General features: G+C 67.8%; 19 protein-coding genes. 14 read left to right on the forward strand and 5 right to left on the reverse strand.

Going from position 1 to position 23,593, the window contains the following annotated elements; translation table 11 throughout:
* Positions 1-2: 2 nt before the first annotated feature.
* Complete coding sequence (gene hflX, locus ACP159_RS23220; RefSeq protein WP_425102158.1) at positions 3-1,274, forward strand: GTPase HflX; 1,272 nt, start codon at positions 3-5, stop codon at positions 1,272-1,274.
* A 90-nt stretch (positions 1,275-1,364) separates the two neighbouring features.
* On the opposite strand, the gene ACP159_RS23225 is transcribed toward hflX, so the two are convergent.
* Together ACP159_RS23225 and ACP159_RS23230 are read right to left on the reverse strand one after the other, a co-directional pair.
* Entirely contained in the window at positions 1,365-2,261 is an 897-nt protein-coding gene (locus tag ACP159_RS23225; protein WP_425102120.1) for a phosphotransferase family protein, read from the reverse strand.
* Positions 2,258-4,720: a penicillin acylase family protein gene (locus ACP159_RS23230; RefSeq protein WP_425102121.1), complete on the reverse strand. Its 2,463-nt coding sequence runs from the start codon at positions 4,718-4,720 to the stop codon at positions 2,258-2,260. The genes ACP159_RS23225 and ACP159_RS23230 overlap by 4 nt, the downstream gene beginning before the upstream one ends.
* 141 nt (positions 4,721-4,861) lie before the next feature.
* On the opposite strand from ACP159_RS23230, the gene ACP159_RS23235 reads away from it, so the two are divergent.
* The 11 genes from ACP159_RS23235 (at position 4,862) to pepT (ending at position 18,952) form a co-directional block, all read left to right on the forward strand.
* Positions 4,862-5,734, forward strand: a complete 873-nt coding sequence (locus ACP159_RS23235; protein ID WP_425102122.1) for an NAD(P)-dependent oxidoreductase — start codon at positions 4,862-4,864, stop codon at positions 5,732-5,734.
* Between the two features lie 196 nt (positions 5,735-5,930).
* The gene (locus ACP159_RS23240) at positions 5,931-6,500 is read left to right on the forward strand and encodes a hypothetical protein (protein WP_425102123.1); all 570 of its coding nucleotides are present in this window, start codon (positions 5,931-5,933) and stop codon (positions 6,498-6,500) included.
* 469 nt (positions 6,501-6,969) lie between these two features.
* Positions 6,970-10,062: an Rne/Rng family ribonuclease gene (locus tag ACP159_RS23245; RefSeq protein ID WP_425102124.1), complete on the forward strand. Its 3,093-nt coding sequence runs from the start codon at positions 6,970-6,972 to the stop codon at positions 10,060-10,062.
* Positions 10,063-10,761: 699 nt separating this feature from the next.
* Complete coding sequence (locus ACP159_RS23250) at positions 10,762-11,814, forward strand: glycerophosphodiester phosphodiesterase family protein (RefSeq protein ID WP_425102125.1); 1,053 nt, start codon at positions 10,762-10,764, stop codon at positions 11,812-11,814.
* Positions 11,815-11,940: 126 nt separating this feature from the next.
* Positions 11,941-12,171, forward strand: a complete 231-nt coding sequence (purS, locus tag ACP159_RS23255; protein ID WP_425102159.1) for a phosphoribosylformylglycinamidine synthase subunit PurS — start codon at positions 11,941-11,943, stop codon at positions 12,169-12,171.
* Complete coding sequence (locus tag ACP159_RS23260) at positions 12,171-13,211, forward strand: zinc-dependent alcohol dehydrogenase family protein (RefSeq protein ID WP_425102126.1); 1,041 nt, start codon at positions 12,171-12,173, stop codon at positions 13,209-13,211. The genes purS and ACP159_RS23260 overlap by 1 nt, the downstream gene beginning before the upstream one ends.
* A gap of 4 nt (positions 13,212-13,215) precedes the next feature.
* Positions 13,216-13,710: a hypothetical protein gene (locus ACP159_RS23265; RefSeq protein ID WP_425102127.1), complete on the forward strand. Its 495-nt coding sequence runs from the start codon at positions 13,216-13,218 to the stop codon at positions 13,708-13,710.
* A gap of 65 nt (positions 13,711-13,775) precedes the next feature.
* On the forward strand, positions 13,776-14,441 hold the full coding sequence (gene purQ, locus ACP159_RS23270) for a phosphoribosylformylglycinamidine synthase subunit PurQ (protein WP_425102128.1): 666 nt from the start codon (positions 13,776-13,778) through the stop codon (positions 14,439-14,441).
* Positions 14,442-14,481: 40 nt separating this feature from the next.
* Complete coding sequence (locus tag ACP159_RS23275; RefSeq protein WP_425102160.1) at positions 14,482-16,251, forward strand: sensor histidine kinase; 1,770 nt, start codon at positions 14,482-14,484, stop codon at positions 16,249-16,251.
* A 20-nt stretch (positions 16,252-16,271) separates the two neighbouring features.
* Positions 16,272-17,606, forward strand: coding sequence for a sigma-54-dependent transcriptional regulator (locus tag ACP159_RS23280; RefSeq protein WP_425102129.1), 1,335 nt, complete (start codon positions 16,272-16,274; stop codon positions 17,604-17,606).
* 110 nt (positions 17,607-17,716) lie between these two features.
* Entirely contained in the window at positions 17,717-18,952 is a 1,236-nt protein-coding gene (pepT, locus tag ACP159_RS23285) for a peptidase T (RefSeq protein ID WP_425102130.1), read from the forward strand.
* Between the two features lie 133 nt (positions 18,953-19,085).
* Here pepT and gap read toward each other — a convergent pair whose 3' ends face one another.
* On the reverse strand, positions 19,086-20,090 hold the full coding sequence (gene gap, locus ACP159_RS23290; protein WP_425102131.1) for a type I glyceraldehyde-3-phosphate dehydrogenase: 1,005 nt from the start codon (positions 20,088-20,090) through the stop codon (positions 19,086-19,088).
* Positions 20,091-20,279: 189 nt separating this feature from the next.
* On the opposite strand from gap, the gene ACP159_RS23295 reads away from it, so the two are divergent.
* Complete coding sequence (locus ACP159_RS23295; protein ID WP_425102132.1) at positions 20,280-20,663, forward strand: DoxX family protein; 384 nt, start codon at positions 20,280-20,282, stop codon at positions 20,661-20,663.
* Between the two features lie 37 nt (positions 20,664-20,700).
* On the forward strand, positions 20,701-21,672 hold the full coding sequence (locus tag ACP159_RS23300; protein ID WP_425102133.1) for a DUF808 domain-containing protein: 972 nt from the start codon (positions 20,701-20,703) through the stop codon (positions 21,670-21,672).
* Positions 21,673-21,860: 188 nt separating this feature from the next.
* Here the strand turns inward: ACP159_RS23300 and ACP159_RS23305 are convergent, their stop codons facing one another.
* Both ACP159_RS23305 and ACP159_RS23310 read right to left on the reverse strand, forming a co-directional pair.
* Positions 21,861-22,937 carry a methyltetrahydrofolate cobalamin methyltransferase gene (locus ACP159_RS23305; protein WP_425102134.1) on the reverse strand — a complete coding sequence of 359 codons (1,077 nt, stop codon included), beginning with the start codon at positions 22,935-22,937 and terminating at the stop codon, positions 21,861-21,863.
* The gene (locus ACP159_RS23310; RefSeq protein WP_425102135.1) at positions 22,934-23,593 is read right to left on the reverse strand and encodes an HAD family hydrolase; all 660 of its coding nucleotides are present in this window, start codon (positions 23,591-23,593) and stop codon (positions 22,934-22,936) included. The genes ACP159_RS23305 and ACP159_RS23310 overlap by 4 nt, the downstream gene beginning before the upstream one ends.

Consider the following 23,593-nt stretch of genomic DNA (forward strand, 5'->3'; position numbering starts at 1 on the left):
GCATAGACCACGCAAAGCCGGTCACCCGCGCCTGGGTACTGCATCCTGACATGAAGGCCGAGAGGGACCGCCGCGACGGGCAGCGGGCGCTCGAGGAGGCCGTTTCGCTGGCGCATGCCTTGCCCGATCTCGAGGTGATCGGCGCCAACGTCGTGCCCCTGCAACGCCCGCATCCGGGCATGCTCTTCGGCTCCGGCAAGATCGAGGAACTGAAAAACCGCTTCAAGGCCGAGGAGATCGAGCTTGTCCTCGTGGACGGGCCGGTCTCGCCCGTGCAGCAGCGCAACCTCGAGAAGGAATGGAAGGTCAAGCTGCTCGACCGCACCGGGCTGATCCTCGAAATCTTCTCCGACCGCGCCGCCACCCGCGAGGGTGTGCTGCAGGTCGAGATGGCGCATCTGAGCTACCAACGCACCCGGCTGGTGCGGGCCTGGACCCACCTCGAACGCCAGCGCGGCGGGCTCGGTTTCGTCGGCGGCCCCGGCGAGACCCAGATCGAGGCGGACCGCCGCGCCATCGACGAACAGCTGGTGCGCCTGCGCCGCCAGCTCGACAAGGTGGTCAAGACCCGAGAGCTGCACCGCGCCGCCCGCGCCAAGGTGCCGTTCCCCATCGTGGCGCTCGTCGGCTATACCAACGCGGGCAAATCCACGCTGTTCAACCGTCTGACCGGGGCGGAGGTGATGGCAAAGGACATGCTCTTCGCCACGCTCGACCCGACCATGCGGCAGGTCGACCTGCCCACCGGGGCGACGGTGATCCTGTCGGACACGGTGGGCTTCATTTCCGACCTGCCGACCGAACTCGTCGCCGCCTTCCGCGCCACGCTGGAGGAGGTGCTCGCCGCCGACGTCATCGTGCACGTGCGTGACATCTCCCATCCGGAGAGCGAGGAGCAGGCCCGCGACGTGCGCACCATCCTTGCCTCGCTCGGTGTCGGGGACGAAACCCGGCAGATCGAGCTTTGGAACAAGGTCGACCGGCTGGAGCCGGACCACGCCGAGGCGATCCGCACCCGCGCCGACCGCGACAAGGGCATCTTCGCCGTCTCCGCCATCACCGGCGAGGGGCTGGACGCCTTCCTCGAGGCGGTCACGCAAGCGCTTGGCGAGGAAAAGCGTATCGAGGAATTGCTGCTCCCCTTTGCCTTGGGTCGCAAACGCGCCTGGCTCTTCGAGAAGGGGCTCGTCGAACGCGAGGAGCAGACCGAAGACGGCTACGCCCTGACCGTCAACTGGACCGCCACCGACAAGGCCCGCTTCGAGGCGCTGTAGGCACGGGGGCGGACGGTCCCCTGTTTCTTCTCTTTGACAAATACCTCCGGGTGAGCCCCGCAGGGGCGAGGGCAGAGCCCTCCTCCCGCGTCAGAACACCGCGCCGTCCTGTGCCAGGATCCACAGCGCCGCCCGCATCCGCGTCGCCTGCCGCCTTGAGTGCGGCAACGGTGTTCGCGCCCAGTAACCCAGCGCAAAGGTCCGCTGCAGGAACAACCTGACCAGCGGATCGCCAAGCTCCACACCATAGCCGCGCCCGAGCGCAGCGAGGGCGCGCCGGTCGCCTCCGCAGGAGGCGAAACCCATCCCGTCCAGCGCCAGCGAGAACAGATCGCGCAGCGCCTCGTCCTCCGCGCCGTTCTCGACATCGATTCCCCAAAGCGTTCCGCCGTCATCCACGAGCAGGTTGCCCGCGTTCAGGTCCTTGTGGGTGACCGCCCGCAGCGAGGGCCGCCGCCGCACCTCGGAGACCATCGCCTGCAGCGCCGTGACTTGCGCCTTGAACCGGGGCAGATCGTCGATCCGCCGCGTCCCGGCCTTGGCCTGCGCCACCAGCTTGTTCAGCCAGTTCAGGTGCGGGGCCGGACGGAACGGCGCCTCGCGCCGGGTCAGCCCATGCAAGGCCGCGATCCAGCCGCCCCCCGCGCTCAGCAGCCGCGCCGCCGCGGTCTCGTCCGATGTCTCCAGCGCCGCGCCGAGGTCCCGCCCGCCGCAATCGTGCATGACCAGCGCCAGCCGGTCTTCATCGACGTGCAGCACCTCCGGCACCCGGAACCGCCCGTCGCCCATCGCCTCCGCCAATGCGCCTTGCCGCGCCACCTGGGCCAAAGCCTTGCCGCGCTGCGCCTCCGGCCAGCATTTGACCACCGCCGGGCAGGGGGCGTCCTTCACGCGGAAGACCGCCCGCTCTCCGGATGTGCCGAGCGGCACCAGCGCCCCGGCCCATCCCGGCCAGAGCCCGCGCACCGCTTCGGCGGCCTGCCTCACGGCTTGGTCAGCCGGGTGATGCCGGTGGAGGCAGCGCGGGCGAGATCCACGTCCAGCGACATCGGGATATACTCGCCGCGCCGCCAGAGTTGTCCGAGGTCGTCGTAATGCCGCGACAGGAAGTGCCCGGACTGGCCGGTGGCGGTGATGAACACGGAGCTGTCCGGATCGGCGAAGTCATAGACGCCACGATACCCCGCCGCGTGCACGTTCTCGAAGGGCGCATCCGGATCGCCGGAGGTGCGCCCGCGCATCAGCGTGTTGTCGCCGCCGGAGGTGCTCTGGTGGATGTTCACGAAGTAGCGCAGCAGCGGCACGTCGCCCAGCACCGGGTGGTCGTGCAGCGCCTGATGCGCGTCGCCCCAGCGCAGGCTCTCCAGCTGGTCGCCGTAGTGCTCGTCGATCCACAGCAGCGCGTCGTCCAGCGCCAGCCGCGCGATGTCCGAACAGGTCTCGACCACCGCCGAGCGGATGATGTCGCACCAGGCCGAGGCGCCGTCCACGTCGCGGTAGACCCGCTCGATGAACAGCGGCTCCACGTGGCGGTAGGCGTCCGCCAGCGTGCCGAGATCGTCGCGGATCAGCCGCTCCTGCAGTGCCCGCACCCAGGCGGCGTAGAGCAGCGGCTCCGGCAGGTGCTCGTTCATCTCGCCGTTCCAGTCCGCCAGCAGCGCCAGCGCCCTTTGTCGTTGCCGCTCCGGTGTGCCCTCGGGCGCCGCCTCGCCGGTGTACCACAGGTCGCGTCCGATGAGCGGCAGCAGGGTGCGGGCGGTGACGGACACGGTGTCGAGCTGCGCCTCGATGAAGCTGTCCCTTGTGTGCACCTGGCGGCCCGTCATGAGGGTTTGCCAGCGCTGCACCCGCTGGCTGTCGCCCCAGTCGAAGCTGACGTGGCGCGGGAAGGGGGCGTCGGTGAGTTTGTTGTTGGTGTTGCCGACGATGCCGCCCTCCGGCGCGAGGAAAGCGGGGTTGGCGGAGTAGGGCAGCATTCCCTGCCAACGGTTCTGCGCCATGTAGCCGAAGGACGGGAAGCGCCCCAAACTCTGGTGCGCGGGATCGCGCGAGGGCATCTGGCCGATCATCTGCATGGCGACGGTGTCTTCGTCGATCAGCGTCAGGTTCTGCGCCGGGGCGACGTGGTTGCGCCCGGCCTCGATCGCCTCCTCGACGGAACCGGCCATCATCAGCCCGATGCCCGCCGTCAGCGAGGTGTCCTCGCCCGACAGCGCCGTCCAGGCCAGCGCGGCCACATGCCCCGGCGGGGTGATGTCCTCCAGGTTGTAGGTGGCGCGGGGCAGCACCGGGCCGTTGTCGGTCCAGCGCAGGGTCACCGTGGCGGGCTCGTGATCCTTGATGGTGATGATGCTCTTGCGCGTGACGAAGCGCTTGAAGCCGTCCGGGGTGCGGTATTCCTCCGGGTTGTCCGGGTTCAGTTCCTCCAGATAGAGGTCCTGATCGTCGACATAAGCCGTGGTCATGCCCCAGCCGAGCCGCTCCGAGCGGCCCACCATGATCAGCGGCATCCCCGGAATGGTGCCGCCGATGACGCCGCCGGTGGTCAGTTGCAGCCGCGCCAGATACCAGATCGTCGGCGCGGTCAGCCCGAGGTGCGGGTCATTCGCCAGCAACGTGCCACCCCCCGCCGAGCGCGAGGCATCTGCGGCCCAGGCGTTCGAGGCGCCCGCAAGGCCACGCGGCGGGGAGGCGGGCAGGAAGGCCTGCTCGGTGCGCTCCGGGGCGAAACGCGGGTGCAGGCCGGGCACGAGGCTGGCATAGCCCGGCAGCGCCGCGACCGCCGCACCGGGCATGTCCGGCAGGATGTCCCGGAGCCGCGCCTGATCCGGGATCAGCAGCGAGGTGCGCGCGCGCAGCACCTCGTCGCGCAGGTGGCCGGTCAGCTGGAAGGCCATGAGCTTGGCGATGGCGATGCTGTCGGCGGGCTGCCAGGGCGCAAGTGGCCCGCTGAACATGAAGAATTCCGGCGCACCGCGGCCCTTGCCGCCGCGGTTGATCTCTTCGAGCCGGGCGTTGATCCCGGCGGAATAGGCCTCCAGCGCATCCAGCGTCGCCGCGTCCTGATGCGGCACCGACTGCACCGCAAGCGGGTAGAGGTCGAGCCGCCGCATCAGCGTGTCGGTCTCCACCGTGCGCGTGCCGAAGACCTCCGACAGCCGCCCCTGCACGGTCCGGCGCAGCAGCATCATCTGCCACAGCCGGTCCTGCGCGTGCACATAGCCAAGCCCGAAGAAGGCATCGCGGTCGGAGAGCGCCATGATATGCGGCACGCCGGCGTTGTCGCGGATGATCTCGATGTCGGCGGTGATGCCGGCGACGGGCATGCTCTTGTCGTAGACCGGCAGGGAGCGCGAGGCGAGATAATAGACGAGGCCGGTGCCCAGCACCGCGAGCACGATCGCAAAGGTGACCAGCCGAAGCAGCCATCGGAACACAAGCGCCATTTCCCTTGCCCTTTTCTTGCGCTAACACGAGGGGTGAAGCGGGCTTAGCCGCCTTCGCGTCCGATGTGAAGGGGCGCGGCAGGCGGTGTTTCGCGGATCGGCCCGCGATGTCACGACAATACCTAGAGAGGGAGAGGACGAATGGCAAAGGTTGCATTCCTGGGGCTGGGCGTCATGGGCTATCCGATGGCCGGATACCTGGCCAAGGCGGGCCACCAGGTGACGGTCTACAACCGCACCGCGTCGAAGGCCGAGGCCTGGGTGAAGGAACACGGCGGCGCCATGGCGGCCACCCCGCGCGAGGCGGCGAAGGGCGCGGCTTTCGTGATGTGCTGCGTTGGCAATGACGACGACCTGCGCGGCGTCTGCCTTGGCGAGGACGGGGCCTTTGCAGGGATGACCAAGGGCAGCATTTTCGTAGACCACACAACGGTGTCCGCCGAGGTGACGCGGGAGTTGTACGCGGTGGCGGAGGCGGCGAACATCGAGTTCGTCGACGCGCCGGTGTCCGGCGGGCAGGCGGGGGCCGAGAATGGCCAGCTCGTGGTCATGTGCGGCGGCGATCAGGGCGCCTACAGCGAGGCGGAGCCGGTGATCGACGCCTATGCCAAGCTGTGCAAGCGGCTGGGCGAGAGCGGCGCCGGGCAGCTGTGCAAGATGGTCAACCAGATCTGCATCGCGGGGCTGGTGCAGGGGCTCTCCGAAGGTCTGCATTTCGCCGAGAAGGCGGGGCTGGACGGGCGCGAGGTGGTTGATGTCATTGGCGGAGGCGCGGCCGGGTCGTGGCAGATGGTCAACCGCTACAAGACCATGCTGGACGACCAGTTCGAGCATGGCTTCGCCGTGGACTGGATGCGCAAGGACCTCGGGATCTGCCTCAAGACCGCCAACGAGACCGGTGCCTCGCTGCCGGTGACGGCGCTGGTGGACCAGTTCTACAAGGACGTGCAGAAGATGGGCGGCGGGCGCTGGGACACGTCGAGCCTGATCAAACGGCTGCGGGCGTTCGATTAAGAGTGCGGCCCGGCGCGCGTGTGGCGGGCCGGGTCTTGGGTATTTTTGCCAAGAAGAAGCTGGGGGCGGGATTGACGGGAACGCTGCCGCAGGCCACGCAGGCGGGGTTTGAGGGCGGTGCGCTTTTCTTGCGTTCGATGTCCCGATGTGCGGCTTCGGGCTGGCGCTGTCAGGGGGCATTTGTGGAGGCTGTGCGGTGAGCGACGCGATCTGGGTGATCGAGAGTATCGAAACGTCGAAGTATCCCATGGCGGAATATGACCATGACCGCTCGAGCATGGAGAGCTACAACACCTTGATCGGCGAGCCTTTTCCCGAGGAGGGCGAGGCAATGCTGACGGTGGACTGTTCCTTGGAGGCCATCGCGGGGCGGTCGATCCTCTCCTGTACGTCGCATTGCCTGTTCCTGCGGGGCCCGGCTTCGGACCTGTTCCGGGAGCTTGGACCGGCGGTGTCGATCAAGCGGGCGACGCTGCGCGCCGAAAACGGCGTTTGCAGCGATGCTGTCCTGGTCAAGCCGCTGGTCATTGCGGAGTGTCTTGACCGGGATGCGAGTCGGATCGACTGGCTCTGGAAGGGGCGTTATGTCAGCAGGGTTCACCGCCTCGTGCTGAAGGCCGGCTGCATGGAAGGCCACGACTTCGTCCGGGACGAGGCTACGGGCCTGCTGCTGATCTCGGACCGGATCAAAGCTGCGCTGGAAGGGATCGATGCCGACGCCTTTGCCGCCGTTCGTCCAAAGGACTACCGAACCGGCCGCAGGTGAGCGGCGCAACGCTCCGCGTGGGTGCGCCGCGGCTCGCATCCCATCCCTGACACCCTCCATTTGATTCAATTGCGGGCAATGCTGCGGGGCGGCGGGCGATTGCCCATTGTCAATGGTCCCTTCATACCCCTATGTTAGCGGACGGAATGCTGCCCCTCGGGCTGGCACCGAAGATTTCGCTGACATGGATGAAGGACAAAACATCCCGTCAGGCCGATCAGGCCCCTCAAAAGGCCGAAGTAGCTGTCCGGACCGCCACAAGCGACGGGCTTTGTAACGGGCGCCCCCGGCTCAGCCGGCTGAGGCGTCGGAGAAGAAACGCGATGAAACGCGCGACACACATGAGGCATGAGGCAAGGGTGCACAGCGCCCGCCATGCCCACGCGCATCCCCTCGCACTGACAAGACACAGCACGCGGACCTCCGCCCCGCCCGGGACGGGGGGCGCCATGCTGCGCAATTGGACTCAATGGCAAAGAAAATGCTCATCGATGCCACCCACGCGGAAGAGACCCGCGTCGTGGTGGTGGACGGAAACAAGGTCGAGGAGTTCGACTTCGAATCCGAAAACAAGCGCCAGCTTGCAGGAAATATCTATCTAGCCAAGGTTACGCGGGTCGAACCCTCGTTGCAGGCGGCCTTCGTGGATTACGGCGGCAACCGGCACGGCTTCCTGGCCTTCTCGGAAATCCACCCGGATTACTACCAGATCCCCATCGCCGACCGGAAGGCGCTGATGGAGGAGGAGGCGGCGCTTGCCGCCGAGGAAGAGGAAGAGCGCGAGAAGCCGAAGAAGCGCTCGCGCACCCGGTCGCGCAAGAAGCCGTCGAACGCCAAGGCGGAGAGCGCGAAGTCGGATGACGTGGTGGTGACCGCGGAGCCGAAGGACGCGCCGCGCGAGATCTCCGGCATGGAGACCATCGACCTGTCGGACGACGCGGGCGAGGACACCGAGGCGGGTGCGCCGGGCGAGGGCCTGTCGCCGATGGAGACCGTGGCGGAAACGCCGGTCGAGGAGCCTGCGGAGCCGGTGGTTTCGGAGGGGCAGGCGGACATCGCGCTGCCGTCCGAGATCGTCGCCGAGGCTGTCGAGGCTCCGGTCGAGGGGGTTTCGGATGCGGCGTCGGACGAGGCAGCCGAAGAGGCGGCGTCGGACGAGGAGGACACTTCCGACGACGAGGACGAAGGCGACGACGAGGACGAGGATGACGGCGTCCACAAGGACGAGACCATCGAGTCGGTGGCGGATGACGACACCGAGGAGGACATCCGTCCGCGCCGCAAGCCGCGCGCGCGCCGTTACAAGATCCAGGAAGTCATCAAGGTGCGCCAGATCCTGCTGGTGCAGGTGGTCAAGGAGGAGCGCGGCAACAAGGGCGCGGCGCTGACGACCTACCTGTCGCTGGCGGGCCGGTACTGCGTGCTGATGCCGAACACCGCCCGGGGCGGCGGCATCTCGCGCAAGATCACCAATGCCGCCGACCGCTCCAAGCTCAAGGAAATCGCCACGGAGATCGACGTGCCGAAGGGCGCGGGCCTGATCATCCGCACCGCGGGGGCGAAGCGCACGAAGACCGAGATCAAGCGCGATTACGAGTACCTGCAGCGGCTCTGGGAGCAGATCCGCGAGTTGACGCTCAAGTCCATCGCCCCGGCGAAGATCTACGAGGAAGGCGACCTCATCAAGCGCTCGATCCGCGACCTCTATAACCGCGACATCGACGAGGTGCTGGTGGAGGGCGAGCGCGGCTACCGCATCGCCAAGGACTTCATGAAGATGATCATGCCGTCCCACGCCAAGAACGTGAAACATTACAACGAGCAGATGCCGCTTTTCGCCCGCCATCAGGTGGAGAGCTACCTGTCGGGCATGTTCAACCCGGTGGTGCAGCTGAAATCCGGCGGTTACATCGTGATCGGTGTGACCGAGGCGCTGGTGGCCATCGACGTGAACTCCGGCCGGGCGACCAAGGAAGGCTCCATCGAGGAGACCGCGACCAAGACCAACCTGGAAGCCGCCGAGGAGGTGGCCCGTCAGTTGCGTCTGCGCGACCTTGCGGGTCTGATCGTGATCGACTTCATCGACATGGACGAGCGCAAGAACAACGCCGCCGTGGAGAAGAAGCTCAAGGACAAGCTGAAGACCGACCGGGCGCGTATCCAGGTGGGCCGCATCTCGGGCTTTGGCCTGCTGGAGATGTCCCGCCAGCGTCTGCGCCCGGGGATGATCGAGGCGACGACGCAGCCCTGCGCCGCCTGCCACGGCACCGGCCTCATTCGCTCGGACGACAACATGGCGCTGGCCGTGCTGCGGCAGATCGAGGAGGAGGGCACCCGTCGCCGCTCCCGCGAGGTGCTGGTGAAGTGCCCGGTCTCGATCGCCAACTACCTGATGAACGTCAAGCGCGAGCATATCGCGATGATCGAAGCGCGGTACGGCATGGCCGTGCGCATCGAGGGCGACGTGCATCTGATCGCCCCGGATTTCTCCATGGAGAAGTTCAAGACCGCGACCCGAGCGGTGCCGGAAGCCCCGGTGCATGTGGTGTCGGTGGATACCTCGCTGATGGACGAGATTGACGAGGAGGCGCTGCTCGACGAGGTCGAGGAGGCCGACGAGGAGGAGGCGCAGGAGGCGGCTCCGGTCGCCGCGAAGGACTCGGGCGAGTCGGATGACAAGCCGAAGAAACGCCGCCGCCGTCGGCGCCGGAAGTCGAAATCCGGTGGCGAATCCGGGGCGGAGTCCGGCTCGGACGACAGTGCCGACGAGTCGTCGGACGAGAGTGACGCCGACGCCGACGAGGCGGCGGCTGAGGCCGGTGCCGATGCCGGGACCGACTCCGAGGCGGAGGCCGCCGCGGCTGGGGCGCAGACGGAGGAGGCCGCGCAGGAGGCTCCGAAGAAGAAGCGGACGCGCTCGCGCAGCGGATCGCGGTCGAAGGCCCGGGACGCGGAGAGCGAAACCGGGGCGGAGGCCGCTGCCGATGGCGCGGCTGCAGAGCCTGCTGCCGAGGCGGCACCGGTGACGGAGACCGAATCCGGTGAGGCTGCGGAAGCGGCCCCGAAACCGAAGCGGACGCGCACCCGCCGCAAGAAGAAGACCGACGAGGAGGCCTCAGAGGCGCCCGCAGAAGCACCCGCCGGGGTCGAAGCGCCTGCCGAAGCGGCAGCACCCGAGGCGGCTCCGGCCCTTGAGCAGGCCGAGCCAGCCGAGCCGGTCGTGGCGGAGGACGCGCCTGCCGTGGCCGAGGTGGTCGCGGCTGAGGAAACGCCTTCCGTGGCCGATCCCGAAGCGACGGCAGAGGCCGCGCCTGCCAAGCCGCGCCGCACCCGGCGCAAGGCGGCTGACGTGATCGCCGAGGTGGTCGGGTCGGCGGACCAGACCTCGCAGGCCGACGTGGCGGTCGAGGCAGAGGCGGAGTCTGAGGCCGGGACAACGGTCGCCGAGCCGGAGGCCGCGCCGGAACCGGAGCCTGAGCCGATGAGCGAGACCGCGGGCGAAGCGGCGGAAGAGGAAGACGCCAAGCCGAAGAAACGCGGCTGGTGGTCACTGGGCCGCTGATCCGGATGGATTGGGGAAAGGGGCGCTTCGGCGCCCCTTTTTCGTTTGCGGGGAAGTGGCACGGGCGTCGTCGTCTTCCGGTGCATTCCTCCCCCCACCCCAACCCTCCCCAAGGGGGAGGGAGTCCCCCCGGGGCTTCGCCCGTCCTTCGCTGGAAACCGTCCACCGGACGGTTTCCCGGGCGCTCCGGACCCCCAACCCTCCCCAAGGGGGAGGCAGTCCCCCCGGGGCCTCGCCCGTCCTGCGCTGGAAACCGTCCACTGGACGGTTTCCCGGGCGCTTCGGACCCCCAACCCTCCCCAAAGGGGAGGGAGTCCCCCCGGGGCTTCGCCCGTCCTGCGCTGGAAACCGTCCACCGGACGGTTTCCCGGTCGCTCCGGACCCCCAACCCTCCCCGAAGGGGAGGGAGTCCCCCCCGGGGCTTCGCCCGTCCTGCGCTGGAAACCGTCCACCGGACGGTTTCCCGGGCGCTTTGGACTCCTGACCCTCCCCATGGGGGCAGAAGACAGCGCCCGCCACGGCGTCGGCGGGCCTTTGCCACCCGGCGCGCCGGAACCCGCCGAGCCTTGGCATGCTGGTACAAACCGGCCCTTGTCAGCCCGGAAAACTATCGCTTAAGTTGAAGGAAAACGGCGCAGGCAGACCGTCGGGGCAGGCAGGAGCGACACGCGCCGGGGCGAGGAGGCCACTGGCGGCGCGATGCTCCGTCCTGACCCGGTCATGGGGCAGGAGGCAGGAACCGCGATGGCACGCGGATGGCGGATGACGATACTCAAGCGATTGTTTCAACTGGGTTTGATCGGCCTCGGGCTGGGCTGGCTCAACAACACGTCCCTGCTGTTCGACCCCGACCGGGGACCGGGCCTGCGGCTCTTGTCGAATCGCGGTGTCCACCAGATCGCGCGCCCGGGGCCTGCAGGCGATGCGGCCTGCACCGCGCGGCGGATCGCGCCGGTTGCCCATCCGTATATCGAAAACACGATTCCCGCCATACGTGCGGCGTTCGACGCGGGCGCGGCGGTGGTGCAACTCGACGTGCAGCTGGTGCCGGACGGGCGTTTCGTGGTGTTCCACGACCAGCGGCTGGAGTGCCGGACGGAGGGCTCCGGGCTGACCGGGGCGCAGCCGCTGACCTATCTGAAATCGCTCGACGTGGGCTATGGCTATACCGCCGATGGCGAGACCTTTCCGCTGCGCGGCACCGGCGTCGGGATGATGCCCACGCTGCGCGAGGTGCTGGAGGCGGAGCTGGGCGGGCGCTACATGATCCGTTTTGCCAGCCAGCGCATCGAGGAGGGCACGGCGCTGGCAGCGCTGCTGGCGCGGCCGGAGTGGCGGCGGCAGGTCTGGGGTGTCTCCGGCAGCGCGATCCCGGTGCGGGCGGCGGAGGCGGCCTTGCCCGGGCTGCGGGGCCATGATGCCGGGCGGGGGGAGGAATGCCTGAAACTCTACATGCTGCTCGGCTGGGCGGGGTATGTCCCGCAGAGCTGCAGCGGCGGCATGGTGGCGGTGCCGGTGGATGTCGGGCCGTGGCTCTGGGGCTGGCCGCACCGGTTCACCTGGCGGATGGCGAAGGCGGGCACGGAGGTGATCCTGCTGGGACCGCGCAGCGGCGGCGGCGGGGCGTCCGGCGTGGACACGCCCGCGCACTGGGCCGCGGTGCCGGAGGGCTTCGACGGGTTCGTCTGGACCAACCGGGTAGAGGTCTTCGCCGCCGGGATGCCGCGGGCGGACCTTGTCGGGCAGCGCTAGGCCCGGATGTCCTCCGGGGCCTGCAGAACAGGTTTGCGCTTGCATTTTCCCTGTCGAAAGGGTTTCACCCGGGGCCATGGGATCAACGCCGCGCGGCTGTCGCGGCTCTGGGAAAAGGACGACGCCATGAAGGCCCGGGTACATGTCATGCTCAAGAACGGGGTTCTCGATCCGCAGGGTGAGGCGGTGCGTCATGCGCTCGGTGCGCTCGGCTTCGACGGCGTGGGCGGCGTGCGGCAGGGCAAGGTGATCGAGCTCGACCTGGCCGACGGCACCACCGAGGAGACCGTGAAGGCGATGTGCGAGAAGCTGCTCGCGAACACGGTGATCGAAAGCTACACCATCGAGCTGAGCTGATGCGGGCGGCGCGGCTGACCGCCTATCGTGCGCCGCTGGAGCTTGTGACGGTGCCGGACCCGGCGCCTGCGCCGGGCGGGGTGGTGCTGCGGGTGCTGGCGAGCGGCATCTGCCGCTCTGACTGGCACGTCTGGACCGGCGGCGATGAAGTCGTGCTGCCGCATGTGCCGGGGCACGAATTCTGCGGCGAGGTGGTCGCGGTGGGCGCGGGCGTGACACGCTGGCAGGTCGGAGACCGGGTCATCGCGCCGTTCATCCTCGCCTGCGGGGCCTGCCCGGATTGCTCGGCGGGGCATCAGACGATCTGCGCCAACCAGGTGCTGCCGGGCTTCACCGCGCCCGGCTCCTTTGCCGAATATGTCGCCGTGGCCTTTGCCGACGAGAACCTCGCGCGGCTGCCCGAGACCATCGCGCCGGACCTTGCGGCGGCGTTTGGCTGCCGGGTGACGACGGCGTGGCAGGCGCTGACCGGGCGGGCGGCGCTGCGGCCTGGCGAGTGGCTGGCGGTGTTCGGCTGCGGCGGTGTCGGCCTGTCGGCGATGCTGCTGGGGCGGGCGCTTGGGGCGCGGGTCGTGGTGGTCGATGTGGTCGAGGAAAAGCTGACCCATGCCAAGGGTCTGGGCGCCGATGCGGTGGTGAATGCCGCTTCGGGCAACGCGGCTGAGGCGGTGCGGGAGATCACCGGCGGCGGTGCTCATGTGGCCGTCGAAGCGCTCGGCATTCCCGCCACAACCGAGGCTGCCATGCGCTCCCTTCGCAAGCTTGGGCGGATGGTGCAGGTGGGTATGCCCGCCGGGGAACACCTCAACATGACATTGCCCTGGGACGTGGTCTATTCCGGGCAACTGGCGATCTACGGCACGCGCGGCATGCCCGCGCATCGCTATCCGGACCTGCTCAACATGGTCGCGGGCGGGCTTGTCGACCTCTCGCCCATCGTGGCCCGCCGGGTGGCGCTGAGCGATGCGACGGCAGAGCTGGCTGCCTTCGATCATGCCGCGCCGCCGGGAGTGGCGGTGATCACCGATTTCGCAGGGTAGTCCCGTGGCCAAGCCCTATTTCGTGCGGACCAATCCGGACGGCACCCGCCAGATCAGCTGGCGGGTCTGGGTTCTGGTCTGGGTCCTGCCGGTCTGCATGATGGGCGGCGGCGTGGTGGAGCTGCTGCTGTCCGACTGGCACGTGCGGCGGGGTGTGACGGTCACCGGGACGGTGGAACGGGTCTACGAATGGGACAATGACATCCCGAAGTTCCTGTCGGACGCGCCGAAGACCTATTCGCCGGTTTTCCGCTACACCGAGCCGGGCGGACGCGAGACCGGGGCGTCCTCGCATATGTCGGACCCTTCGCTGAACCTCGCGGTCGGGAGCCAGCATGAGATCATCGTCTTCCCCGGCGAAGACCGGGATGCGATCGTGCCGGGTAGCCATGTCTACGCCGCCGGGTGGATCGTGCTGAAACTTGGCGTAATGCTCGTTCTGCCGTCGCTGGTGCTGTCGCTGCTGCTCTGGCGCTGGAAGCGGCGCGGGGCGGCCTGAGCGGTCTTGCACCGCTGCCCACAAGGCTGTAGCAGCAGAGCCAAGCCAGCCCCCAGGAGTAAGCCATGAAAGCTGCCGTCATCGTCTTCCCCGGCTCCAACTGCGACCGTGACCTGAAACGCGCCTTCGAGAAGGCCGGGCTGGAGGTCGAGATGGTCTGGCACAAGGACACGGCGCTGCCGCAGGTGGATATCGTCGGCATTCCCGGCGGCTTTTCCTTTGGCGATTACCTGCGCTGCGGGGCCATCGCGGCCCGTTCGCCGATCTGCGGCGAAGTGATCAAGCATACGGAACGCGGCGGCTATGCCTTCGGCGTGTGCAACGGCTTCCAGGTGCTGACGGAGACCGGCATCCTGCCCGGCGCCCTGCTGCGCAACGCGGGGTTGAAGTACATCTGCCGCACCATCGGGCTGACCGTCGAGACCACCGAGAGCGTGTTCACCGAAGGCTACGGCCTCGGCGAGACGATCAACGTGCCGATCGCGCACCACGATGGCAACTATTTCGCCGACGACGCGACGCTGGACCGGCTGGAGGGCGAGGGCCGGGTGGCGTTCCGCTACACCGACAACCCCAATGGCTCGGCGCGGGACATTGCCGGTATCCTGTCGGACAACCGCCGGGTTCTGGGCATGATGCCGCATCCGGAGCGGGCGGCGGAAAGCGCCCATGGCAACGAGGATGGTGCGCGTCTTTTCGCTCATCTGACGCAGGTGCTCAGCCAAGCCTGACTTGAGGCGGCGCAGGCAGGCGCGTATCCTGCGCGGCAAGATGTCAGACCGCCGCTCTTCCCTGACCCGGGCCCGTGCCCGGCGTTCCGGCCCGCTTTCCTGGCGGGTGCGGCTGGCGCTTGGCGTTCTCGTCGTGGCGGCCATCGCGACGATCTGGACCACCAACACGCTGCTGACCGCCCGGTTTACCGAGACCACACGCAACCGGGCGGAGCTGCGTCTCGCGCTCTACTCCGGCAACCTGATTTCCGAGCTGCGCCGCAACGCCATCGTGCCGCAGCTGCTGGCCCGGGACGCGGCGCTGATCGGGGCGCTGAACGCGGCGGATTACACGCAATCGTCGCAGCGGCTGATTTCCTTCGTGGACGAGATCGGCGCGGCCTCCCTGATGCTGCTCGACGGCGAGGGGCGGACGGTGGCGGCGACGGACCGCAACCGGCTGGGCGAGACCCACAAGACGCTGGGCTATTTCGTCGATGCTCTGCGCTCCTCGACCACGGTGTTCACGGTGATCGAGCGCGAGGCCGGGGGCTTCCGCTTTACCTATTCGCGGCGGGTCGAGAGCCAGAACCAGGCCATCGGCGTGATCGTGGTGGAGGTCGACCTCGCCAAGTTCGAACGCGCCTGGGCCGGGATTTCCGACGCGGTCATGGTGACCGACAGCGACGGGCGCATCATCCTGGCGACGGAGCCGCGCTGGCGCGGGCTGACCACGCCGGAGGCGTTGCAGCGCCAGCCGGCAGAGACCGCCATCGAGCGGGCGATCCGGGCGACCTCGGACTGGACCAGCGAACAGCCGGACGCTTACCTGTCGGGCGAGGCGGTGATGCGGATCGACGGGCGTATCCCGTTCCGGGGCTGGACGCTGACCACCTTCACCACCTACGCCTCCGTGCGGGAGAAAGTGAACGCGGTGCTGGCGCTGGAGATCATGGGCTTTGCCATCCTCGCGGCGCTGGCCTTCTACTTCCTGTCGCGCAAGACGGCGCTGCGCATGGCGTTGTTCCAGCGGGAAAGCGCGGAGCTTCGGGCGCTGAACGCGCGGCTGCAGGCGGAAATGGCCGAGCGGGAGCGGGTGCAGGAGAACCTCGCGGTGGCGGAGCAATCGCTCGCGCAGTCCTCCAAGCTGGCGGCCCTGGGCGAGATGTCCGCCGCCGTCAGCCACGAGCTGAACCAGCCGCTGGCGGCGATGAAGACCTATCTGGCTGGTGCGCGGCTGCTGCTGCGCCGCAACCGACCCGAGGAGGCGCTGACCGCCTTCCACCGCATCGACGACCTGATCGAGCGCATGGGCGCGATCACGCGGCAGTTGAAGAGCTATGCCCGCAAGGGCCAGGAGGCGCTCAGCCCGGTGGATATGGCGGAGGCGCTGGCCTCCTCGCTGTCGATGATGGAGCCGCAGCTGAAATCGCGCCGGGTGAAGATCTCCCGCATCCTGCCGGACGAGCCGGTGAAGGTCATGGGCGACCGGATGCGCATCGAACAGGTGCTGGTCAACCTCTTGCGCAATGCGCTCGACGCCACCAAGTCGGTGGACGACCCGCAGGTGGAGATTATCTTGGCGGCAGGAGAGACCGCGACACTGGCGGTCCGCGACAACGGCCACGGCATCGAGGATCTCGATTCGCTTTTCGAGCCATTCTACACGACCAAGCAGCCGGGTGACGGCGTCGGGCTTGGACTGGCGATCTCCTCGGGGATCGTGGCCGACCTGGGCGGCCGGCTGACAGCCCGCAACTCCGAACGGGGTGGCGCGGTATTCGAAATGCAGCTGCCGGTGCTCAACGAGGCATCGCAGGCGGCGGAATGAAGAGTTTGAAGGAACGACAAATGTCCACAGCCATGAAGATCGCCATTGTCGACGACGAGAAGGACATGCGTCAGTCGATCAGCCAATGGCTCGCGCTGTCCGGCTATGACACGGAGACCTATGCCAGCGCCGAAGAGGCGCTCGGCAGCCTTGGCGCGGATTACCCGGGGATCGTGATTTCCGACATCAAGATGCCGGGGATGGATGGCATCCAGTTCCTCAAGAAGCTGATGGGCGCGGATTCGGCCCTGCCCGTGATCATGATCACCGGCCACGGCGACGTGCCGATGGCGGTGGAGGCGATGCGGATCGGGGCTTTCGACTTCCTCGAAAAGCCGTTCAACCCGGACCGCATGTCGGAACTGGCGAAGAAGGCGACGAATGCCCGGCGGCTGACGCTGGACAACCGGGCGCTGCGCCGGGAGCTGGCGGGGGGCGAGCAGATCATGCGCAAGCTGATCGGCGGCTCGCCGATCATGGAGCGGCTGCGCGAGGACATTCTCGATCTGGGGCAGGCGGATGGCCATGTGCTGATCGAAGGCGAGACCGGCACCGGCAAGACGCTTGTGGCGCACGCGCTGCACGCGGTCGGGGCGCGGGCGGGCAAGAAATTCGTGCTGGTGAGCTGCGCGGCCCTGGACGAGGACGCGCTGCTGCACCGTCTCTTCGGCCCGATGCAGCCGGAGGAGACGCGCCTTCCGGCCATCGAGGAGGCTCGCGGCGGCACGCTGGTGCTGGAAGACATCGAGGCGCTGAGCGACGCGGCGCAGGCGCGGCTCCTGTCGGTGCTGGACGAACAGGGCAACCCGCCGGAGACGCGGATCGTGGCGATCTGCAACCTGCAGGACGAGGGCCGCACCTGCGAGAGCACCATGCGCCCTGACCTCTATTACCGCCTCGCGGCGCTGAAGATCGTGGTCCCGCCGCTCCGGACACGGGGCGAGGACATCCTGACGCTGTTTACGCGCCTGTCCGAGCAATATGCGGATGAGTACGGTTGCGACGCACCGAAGGTGTCTGCGCAGGAGGCGGCGCAACTGCTGCAAGCGCCCTGGCCCGGCAACGTGCGGCAGCTGATCAACCTCGCGGAGCGGGCGGTGCTGCAGTCGCGGCGCGGACAGGGCACGATTGCCTCGCTGCTGATGAGCGATCACGACCAGATGCAGCCGGTGATGACCACCGAGGGCAAGCCGCTGAAGGAATACGTCGAAGCCTTCGAGCGCATGTTGATCGACAACACCATGCGCCGCCACAAGGGCTCGATTGCGCAGGTGATGGACGAGCTATGCCTGCCGCGCCGGACGCTGAACGAGAAGATGGCCAAATATGGCCTGCAGCGGGCGGATTACCTCTGAGCGGGTAAAAATTTTCCGGGGCGAAAATTTTGTTCGGGGGCTTTGCCCCCACGGCTCTGGCGAGCCTCCCCCAGGTATTTGTGGACCAAAGAAGCAGGAGGGTGCGCAGCATGACAGGGCAGTTCGACGCGGAACTGGAGGCGCGGCTGGTGCGGTATTGCGCCGTGGATACCCAGAGCGATGCGGCCTCGCCCTCGGTGCCGTCCACGGCTTGCCAGCTGGATCTGTCGCGGATGCTGAAGGCCGAGCTGGAAGAGATCGGCGCGCAGGACGTGGTTCTGACGGAGTATGGCGCGGTGATCGCCACGATCCCGGGAACCGTCGAGGGCCCGACTGTCGGCTTCCTCGCGCATGTGGACACCGCGCCGCAGTTCAACGCGACGGGCGTGAAGCCGCGCGTGGTGCGGGGCTACAACGGCGGGGCGATCAGCTTTCCCGATGCGCCGGACCTGTCGCTGACGCCGGAGGCCTTTCCCTATCTCGCGGGCAAGGTGGGGCATGACATCGTCACCGCCTCCGGCACCACGCTGCTCGGGGCGGATGACAAGGCGGGCATCAGCATCGTGATGACGGCGGCGCGGCATCTGCTGTCGACGCCGGGTCTCCGGCATGGCCCGGTGCGCGTGGCCTTCACGCCGGACGAGGAGATCGCCCGCGGGGTGCATGCGGACCTGCCGAAGGATCTGGCCTGCGATTTTGCCTATACCTTCGACGGCGGCGATCTGGGCGACATCACCTACGAGAGCTTCTCTGCGGACGGGGCGAAGGTGGTGGTGCAGGGGGTGTCGATCCATCCCGGCTGGGCCACCGGCAAGCTGGTGAACGCCACGACCCTGGCCTCGAAGATCGTCTCGATGCTGCCGCATGCCACCATGGCGCCGGAGAACACCGCGGATCGCGACGGCTTTTTGCACGTCACGCAGATGAGCGGCGATGCGGACCGGATGGAGATCACGCTGATCCTGCGCGATTTCGAGCGGGACGGACTGGCGGCGAAGGGCGCGATGCTGCAGAGCATCTGCGAGGCGGTGCAGGCGACGGAGCCGCGCGCGCGCATCACCTGCGAGATCACGCCGCAGTACCGCAACATGCGCTACTGGCTGGAAGAGGACATGACGCCCGTGGACCTCGCCCGGGACTCTGCCCGCGCCATCGGAATCACGCCGATCTCGGTGCCGATCCGGGGCGGCACGGACGGCTCGCGGCTGACGGAACTGGGCCTGCCGACGCCGAACCTGTTCTGTGGCATGCAGAACGTTCACGGTCCGCTGGAGTGGGTCTCGGTGCAGGACATGGCGCAGGCCACCCGGCTGATGCTGGAAATTGCGCAGCGGGCGGTGCGCTGAGCCTGCGTTTTCCTCTTGCCCGAAATATCCTCGGGTGAATGGCCGCAGGCCAGAGGGGCGAAGCCCCTGCCTTTCAAACAGAAAGAGCCCGGCCAAAGGCCGGGCCCCGTTTGACAGAGGTCCGCGACGCGGCTCAGTGCAGCAGGCGGCCCATGGCGCCGGCGACATCGGCCATGCGGGCCGAGAAGCCCCATTCATTGTCGTACCAGGCCAGCACGCGCACGAGGCGCTTGCCGGTGACCTTCGTCTGGTCCGGGGCAAAGACCGAGGAATGCGTCGTGTGGTTGAAGTCGATGGAGACCTTCGGCTCCGGATCGTAGGACAGGACCGAGCCCATGCGGCCCGCGGCGGCTTCGGCGACTACGGCGTTCACGTCATCGACGGTCACGTCCTTGCCGGCGTAGAAGGTCAGGTCAACGGCGGAGACGTTCGGGGTCGGCACGCGCATGGCGGTGCCGTCGAGCTTGCCCTTGAGGTTCGGGAGCACCTCGCCGAGCGCCTTGGCGGCGCCGGTGGACGTCGGGATCATCGCCATGGCGGCGGCGCGGGCGCGGTAGAGGTCCGCGTGGCGGCGGTCCAGCGTCGGTTGGTCGCCGGTGTAGCTGTGGATTGTCGTCATGATGCCGCTCTCGATGCCGATGGCCTCGTCGAGGACCTTGGCCAGCGGCGCGAGGCAGTTCGTGGTGCAGGAGCCGTTGGAGATCATCGTATCGCCCGGCACGAGGTCGCGGTGGTTGACGCCGTAGACGATGGTTTTCTGCACGTTCTTCGCGGGCGCGGAGATCAGCACGGATTTCGCGCCGCGCTGCAGGTGCGTTGCGGCCTTGGTGCCGTCGTTGAACTGGCCGGTGCATTCGAGCACCACGTCGCAGCCGCCCCAGTCGAGCGCGTCGAGGTCGTAGGAGGACATCACGTCGATCGGGCCGCGGCCGAGGTCGATGGCATCGCCCTTGACCTTCACTTCACCGGGGAAGCGGCCGTGGACGCTGTCGTAGCGCAGCAGGTGCGCATGGGTCTCGATCGGGCCGGGGGCATTGATCCTGACCACCTGGACGTCGTTGCGGGCGCTTTCCGCGATGTGGGCGAGCGTGCAGCGGCCGATGCGGCCAAATCCGTTGATACCAACCGTGACGGTCATGCGCGTGTCTCCGATCCAAGCGTTCGTTACCGTGGGTATAGGCGGGCATCCTGCGTCTGCAAAGGCAAAATAGTGTTTTCCGCCAGCATGTTAGCGATAAACCTGTGGTCCGGTCCCTTGGTTGCGCTAACCTTTCCAAAGCGTTTGCGATAACGGGTTCGGACAGGCGCGGAAAGGCGGGAATCGGTCATGCGCTACCAGCGTTACGAGGATTGGACGGCCCTGGCCGGGCGGCTGCTGATTGCGGCGCTGTTCGTGGCGGGCTTCGTGCAGAAGCTCACCGATCCGGCCCCGGCGGCGGCTCTGCTGACGGGGGCGGGCCTGCCGGGGTGGCTGGTCTGGCCGGCGGCGCTGTTCAACCTCGGGGCGGCGCTGGCAGTGATCCTGGGCCTCTGGCTGAGGCCCGTGGCGCTGATGCTGGCGCTCTATTGCATCGTGACGTCGTACTTCCACCTGATCCCCGACGATCCGTGGCAGATGAGCATCTTCGTCAAGAACTGGGCCATCGCGGGCGGCTGCCTGGTGCTGAGCGCCCTGGGCGGCGGGCGGCTTGTCTTGCGCCGGGGGGCGTAGTGGATAGAGTGCAAAAAAGGCTTTCGGGAGCAGGCGGATGAGCGGTTTACTGGCGCTATTGGATGACGTGGCGGGCATCGCTAAGATCGCGGCGGCTTCGGTCGACGACGTGGCGGCGGCGGCGGCGAAGGCCGGGTCGAAAACCGCCGGCGTGCTGATCGACGACGCGGCGGTGACACCGAAATACGTGCAGGGGTTCGAGCCCGCGCGGGAGTTGCCGATCATCTGGCGGATTGCGCGCGGCTCGTTGTTCAACAAGCTGATCATCCTTCTCCCGGTGGCGCTGCTGCTCGGGATCTACGCGCCCTGGATGGTACCGCCGCTGCTGATTCTCGGCGGCAGTTACCTGTGTTTCGAAGGGGCGGAGAAGATTGCCCATGTGGTGATGCCGCATGATGACCATTCGGGTGGGCCGGACGGCAGCCATGACATCGGCGATCCGACGCATCTGGAGGAGAAGAAGGTCAAGGGCGCGATCAAGACCGATTTCATCCTCTCGGCGGAGATCATGACGATCGCGCTGAGCCAGATCGACCAGCCGTCGCTGTGGATGCAGGCGGCGGTGTTGGCGGTGGTCGGGATCGGGATCACCTTCGCGGTCTACGGCGCGGTGGCGGTGATCGTGAAGATGGACGATATCGGGTTGTGGCTGAGCCAGGTCGGGCGGCTCGGGCTGACGCGGGCGCTGGGGCGCGGGATCGTCAAGTTCATGCCGTGGTTCCTGAAGGCGCTGATGATCATCGGCACGGCGGCGATGCTCTGGGTCGGCGGCTCGATCATCGTGCATTCGCTGGCCCAGATGGGCTGGCCCGTGCCGGAAGAGTTCATCCACCATCTGGCGGTGGACTACGGGCAGGGCTCGCCCGCGTTCGAATGGATCATCACGGCGGCGTCGGATTTCGTGCTGGGTCTGGCCTGGGGGCTGGTGTTGATCCCGGTGGGGGTCTACCTCGTGGCCCCGGTCTGGGCGGCGCTGTTCGGCGGCAAGGACGAGGCCGGGGCGCATTGAGGGATTTCGCCCGGGCTGCGCCCGGTCGACCGGCGCGGGCCTTCGGCCCGCGGTTTGGGGTATTTGAGCCAAGAAGAAGCCCATGGGGCATTGCTGCCGTGTCGGGTTTGGCCTGATCGGGTTGGGTCCGGAAAGAAGAAAGCCCCGGAGGATGCTCCGGGGCTTTTGTTCGTTGCCTGGGACGGGGATCAGCCGCGACGGCGGCGGCCTCCGCCGCGGCGACCGCCCGCGGCCTCACCGGCGGCGGCGGGGGCCTTGTTGAAGCGGATCCATTCGCCGCCCGAGGTGTCGTTGTTGGTCAGGAAGTTGGCGGCGCGGATCGCTTCCATTTCCTTGCCCGGGCGGGGCAGGGTGCTGCCCATGCCGAACATCTGGACGAAGGTTTCGTCGTCCATGTCCCCGGGCAGGATGATGCCCGCGGCTTCGACGGCGGCGCGTTTCTCGGCGATGGCTTTGGGGCCGACCGGCAGCGCCACCGGGTTCATGATCGCGGAGGTCATGCCCGCGCCCATGGCCATCGGCAGGAAGGCGTTGTTGATGCCGTGGCGGTTCGGCAGGCCGAAGGAGATGTTGGACGCGCCGCAGGTGGTGTTCACGCCCAATTCCTCGCGCAGGCGGCGCACGAGGGTGAAGACCTGCAGGCCGGCGGTCGCCATGGCGCCGATCGGCATGACCAGCGGGTCGACCACGATGTCATGTGCCGGGATGCCGAAATCGGCGGCGCGTTCGACGATCTTCTTGGCCACGGCGAAGCGGACTTCCGGGTCCTCGGAGATGCCGGTGTCGTCGTTGGAGATCGCCACGACCGGCACGTTGTATTTCTTGACCAGCGGCAGGACGAGTTCGAGGCGCTCCTCCTCGCCGGTGACGGAGTTCAGCAGCGGGCGGCCCTTGGCGGCGGCGAGGCCGTTTTCCAGCGCGCCGGGCACGGAGCTGTCGATGCAGAGCGGGCAGTCGGTGACGGCCTGCACGCATTCCACCAGCTGCTTCATCAGGGTCGGCTCGACGAAGTTGTTGTCGGCGTAGCGCGGGTCCTCGGCCATCTTGTTGGAGAAGACGGCGCCGGAGTTGATGTCGAGCACGGTGGCCCCGGCGGCGACCTGCGCCAGCGCGTCGGCCTCCACGCGGGAAAAATCGCCGCGCTCCAGCTCCTCGTTGAGGATCTTGCGGCCCGTGGGGTTGATGCGCTCGCCGATGACGCAGAAGGGCTGGTCAAAGCCGATGATGGCGGTCTTGGTGGCGGACTCGATCACGGTGCGGGTCATGCGTTCTCTCCTGCGAGGCGGGCGAGGATCTGTCCAAGGCCCGGGTCGGTGTAATCTGCAATGGTTTCATGGGCGCCGGCGGCGCGAAGATGCGGGTCGTCCCCGGCGGAGCGGATGCCGACGGTGTAGGCGCCGGAGGCGCGGGCGGCTTTCAGGCCGGAGGGGCTGTCCTCGAAGGCGATGCAATGCTCGGGCGTGACCTGCAGCGCGCGCATGGCGGCGAGATAGGGCTCCGGGTCCGGCTTGCCCGCGACGCATTCGTCGCCGATCACCAGCACCTCGAAGGCGTCGCGCAGGCCGATGGCCTTGAGCATGTGCTCGGCATTGACGCGCGGCGCGTTGGTCACCACGGCGAGGCCCCAGCCTGCGGCCTTGGCCCGCGCCAGAAGCTCCGGCGCGCCGGGCATCGGGGGCTGGCCGCCGATGAGGCGCTCGCGGAAGCGCAGCTCCTTGAGATCGGAGAGCGCCTGCGCATCCTCGCCCGGGAACAGCCTGGGGAAGCTGTCCAGGTTCAGATGGCCATGGATGTGTTCCATGTAGAAGGCTTCGTCGATGCTCCGGCCGCGTTCCTCGAACATTTCGGAGAACACGGCGAAGTGCAGGGGGTCGGACTGGATCAGCGTGCCGTCCAGATCAAAGAGCAAGGCATGTGTCAT

Origin of the sequence: Tropicibacter sp. S64 (assembly GCF_049803835.1) — a bacterium.
GTDB lineage: Bacteria > Pseudomonadota > Alphaproteobacteria > Rhodobacterales > Rhodobacteraceae > Pacificoceanicola.

Coding starts and splice junctions, on each gene's coding strand:
- pepT (WP_425102130.1), top strand. CDS start 17,717: ATGACAGGGCAGTTCGACGCGGAACTGGAGGCGCGGCTGGTGCGGTAT.
- ACP159_RS23250 (WP_425102125.1), top strand. CDS start 10,762: ATGCTCCGTCCTGACCCGGTCATGGGGCAGGAGGCAGGAACCGCGATG.
- ACP159_RS23310 (WP_425102135.1), bottom strand. CDS start 23,593: ATGACACATGCCTTGCTCTTTGATCTGGACGGCACGCTGATCCAGTCC.
- ACP159_RS23245 (WP_425102124.1), top strand. CDS start 6,970: ATGGCAAAGAAAATGCTCATCGATGCCACCCACGCGGAAGAGACCCGC.
- ACP159_RS23230 (WP_425102121.1), bottom strand. CDS start 4,720: ATGGCGCTTGTGTTCCGATGGCTGCTTCGGCTGGTCACCTTTGCGATC.
- ACP159_RS23300 (WP_425102133.1), top strand. CDS start 20,701: ATGAGCGGTTTACTGGCGCTATTGGATGACGTGGCGGGCATCGCTAAG.
- ACP159_RS23260 (WP_425102126.1), top strand. CDS start 12,171: ATGCGGGCGGCGCGGCTGACCGCCTATCGTGCGCCGCTGGAGCTTGTG.
- ACP159_RS23280 (WP_425102129.1), top strand. CDS start 16,272: ATGTCCACAGCCATGAAGATCGCCATTGTCGACGACGAGAAGGACATG.
- ACP159_RS23275 (WP_425102160.1), top strand. CDS start 14,482: ATGTCAGACCGCCGCTCTTCCCTGACCCGGGCCCGTGCCCGGCGTTCC.
- purS (WP_425102159.1), top strand. CDS start 11,941: ATGAAGGCCCGGGTACATGTCATGCTCAAGAACGGGGTTCTCGATCCG.
- purQ (WP_425102128.1), top strand. CDS start 13,776: ATGAAAGCTGCCGTCATCGTCTTCCCCGGCTCCAACTGCGACCGTGAC.
- ACP159_RS23295 (WP_425102132.1), top strand. CDS start 20,280: ATGCGCTACCAGCGTTACGAGGATTGGACGGCCCTGGCCGGGCGGCTG.
- ACP159_RS23235 (WP_425102122.1), top strand. CDS start 4,862: ATGGCAAAGGTTGCATTCCTGGGGCTGGGCGTCATGGGCTATCCGATG.
- gap (WP_425102131.1), bottom strand. CDS start 20,090: ATGACCGTCACGGTTGGTATCAACGGATTTGGCCGCATCGGCCGCTGC.
- ACP159_RS23305 (WP_425102134.1), bottom strand. CDS start 22,937: ATGACCCGCACCGTGATCGAGTCCGCCACCAAGACCGCCATCATCGGC.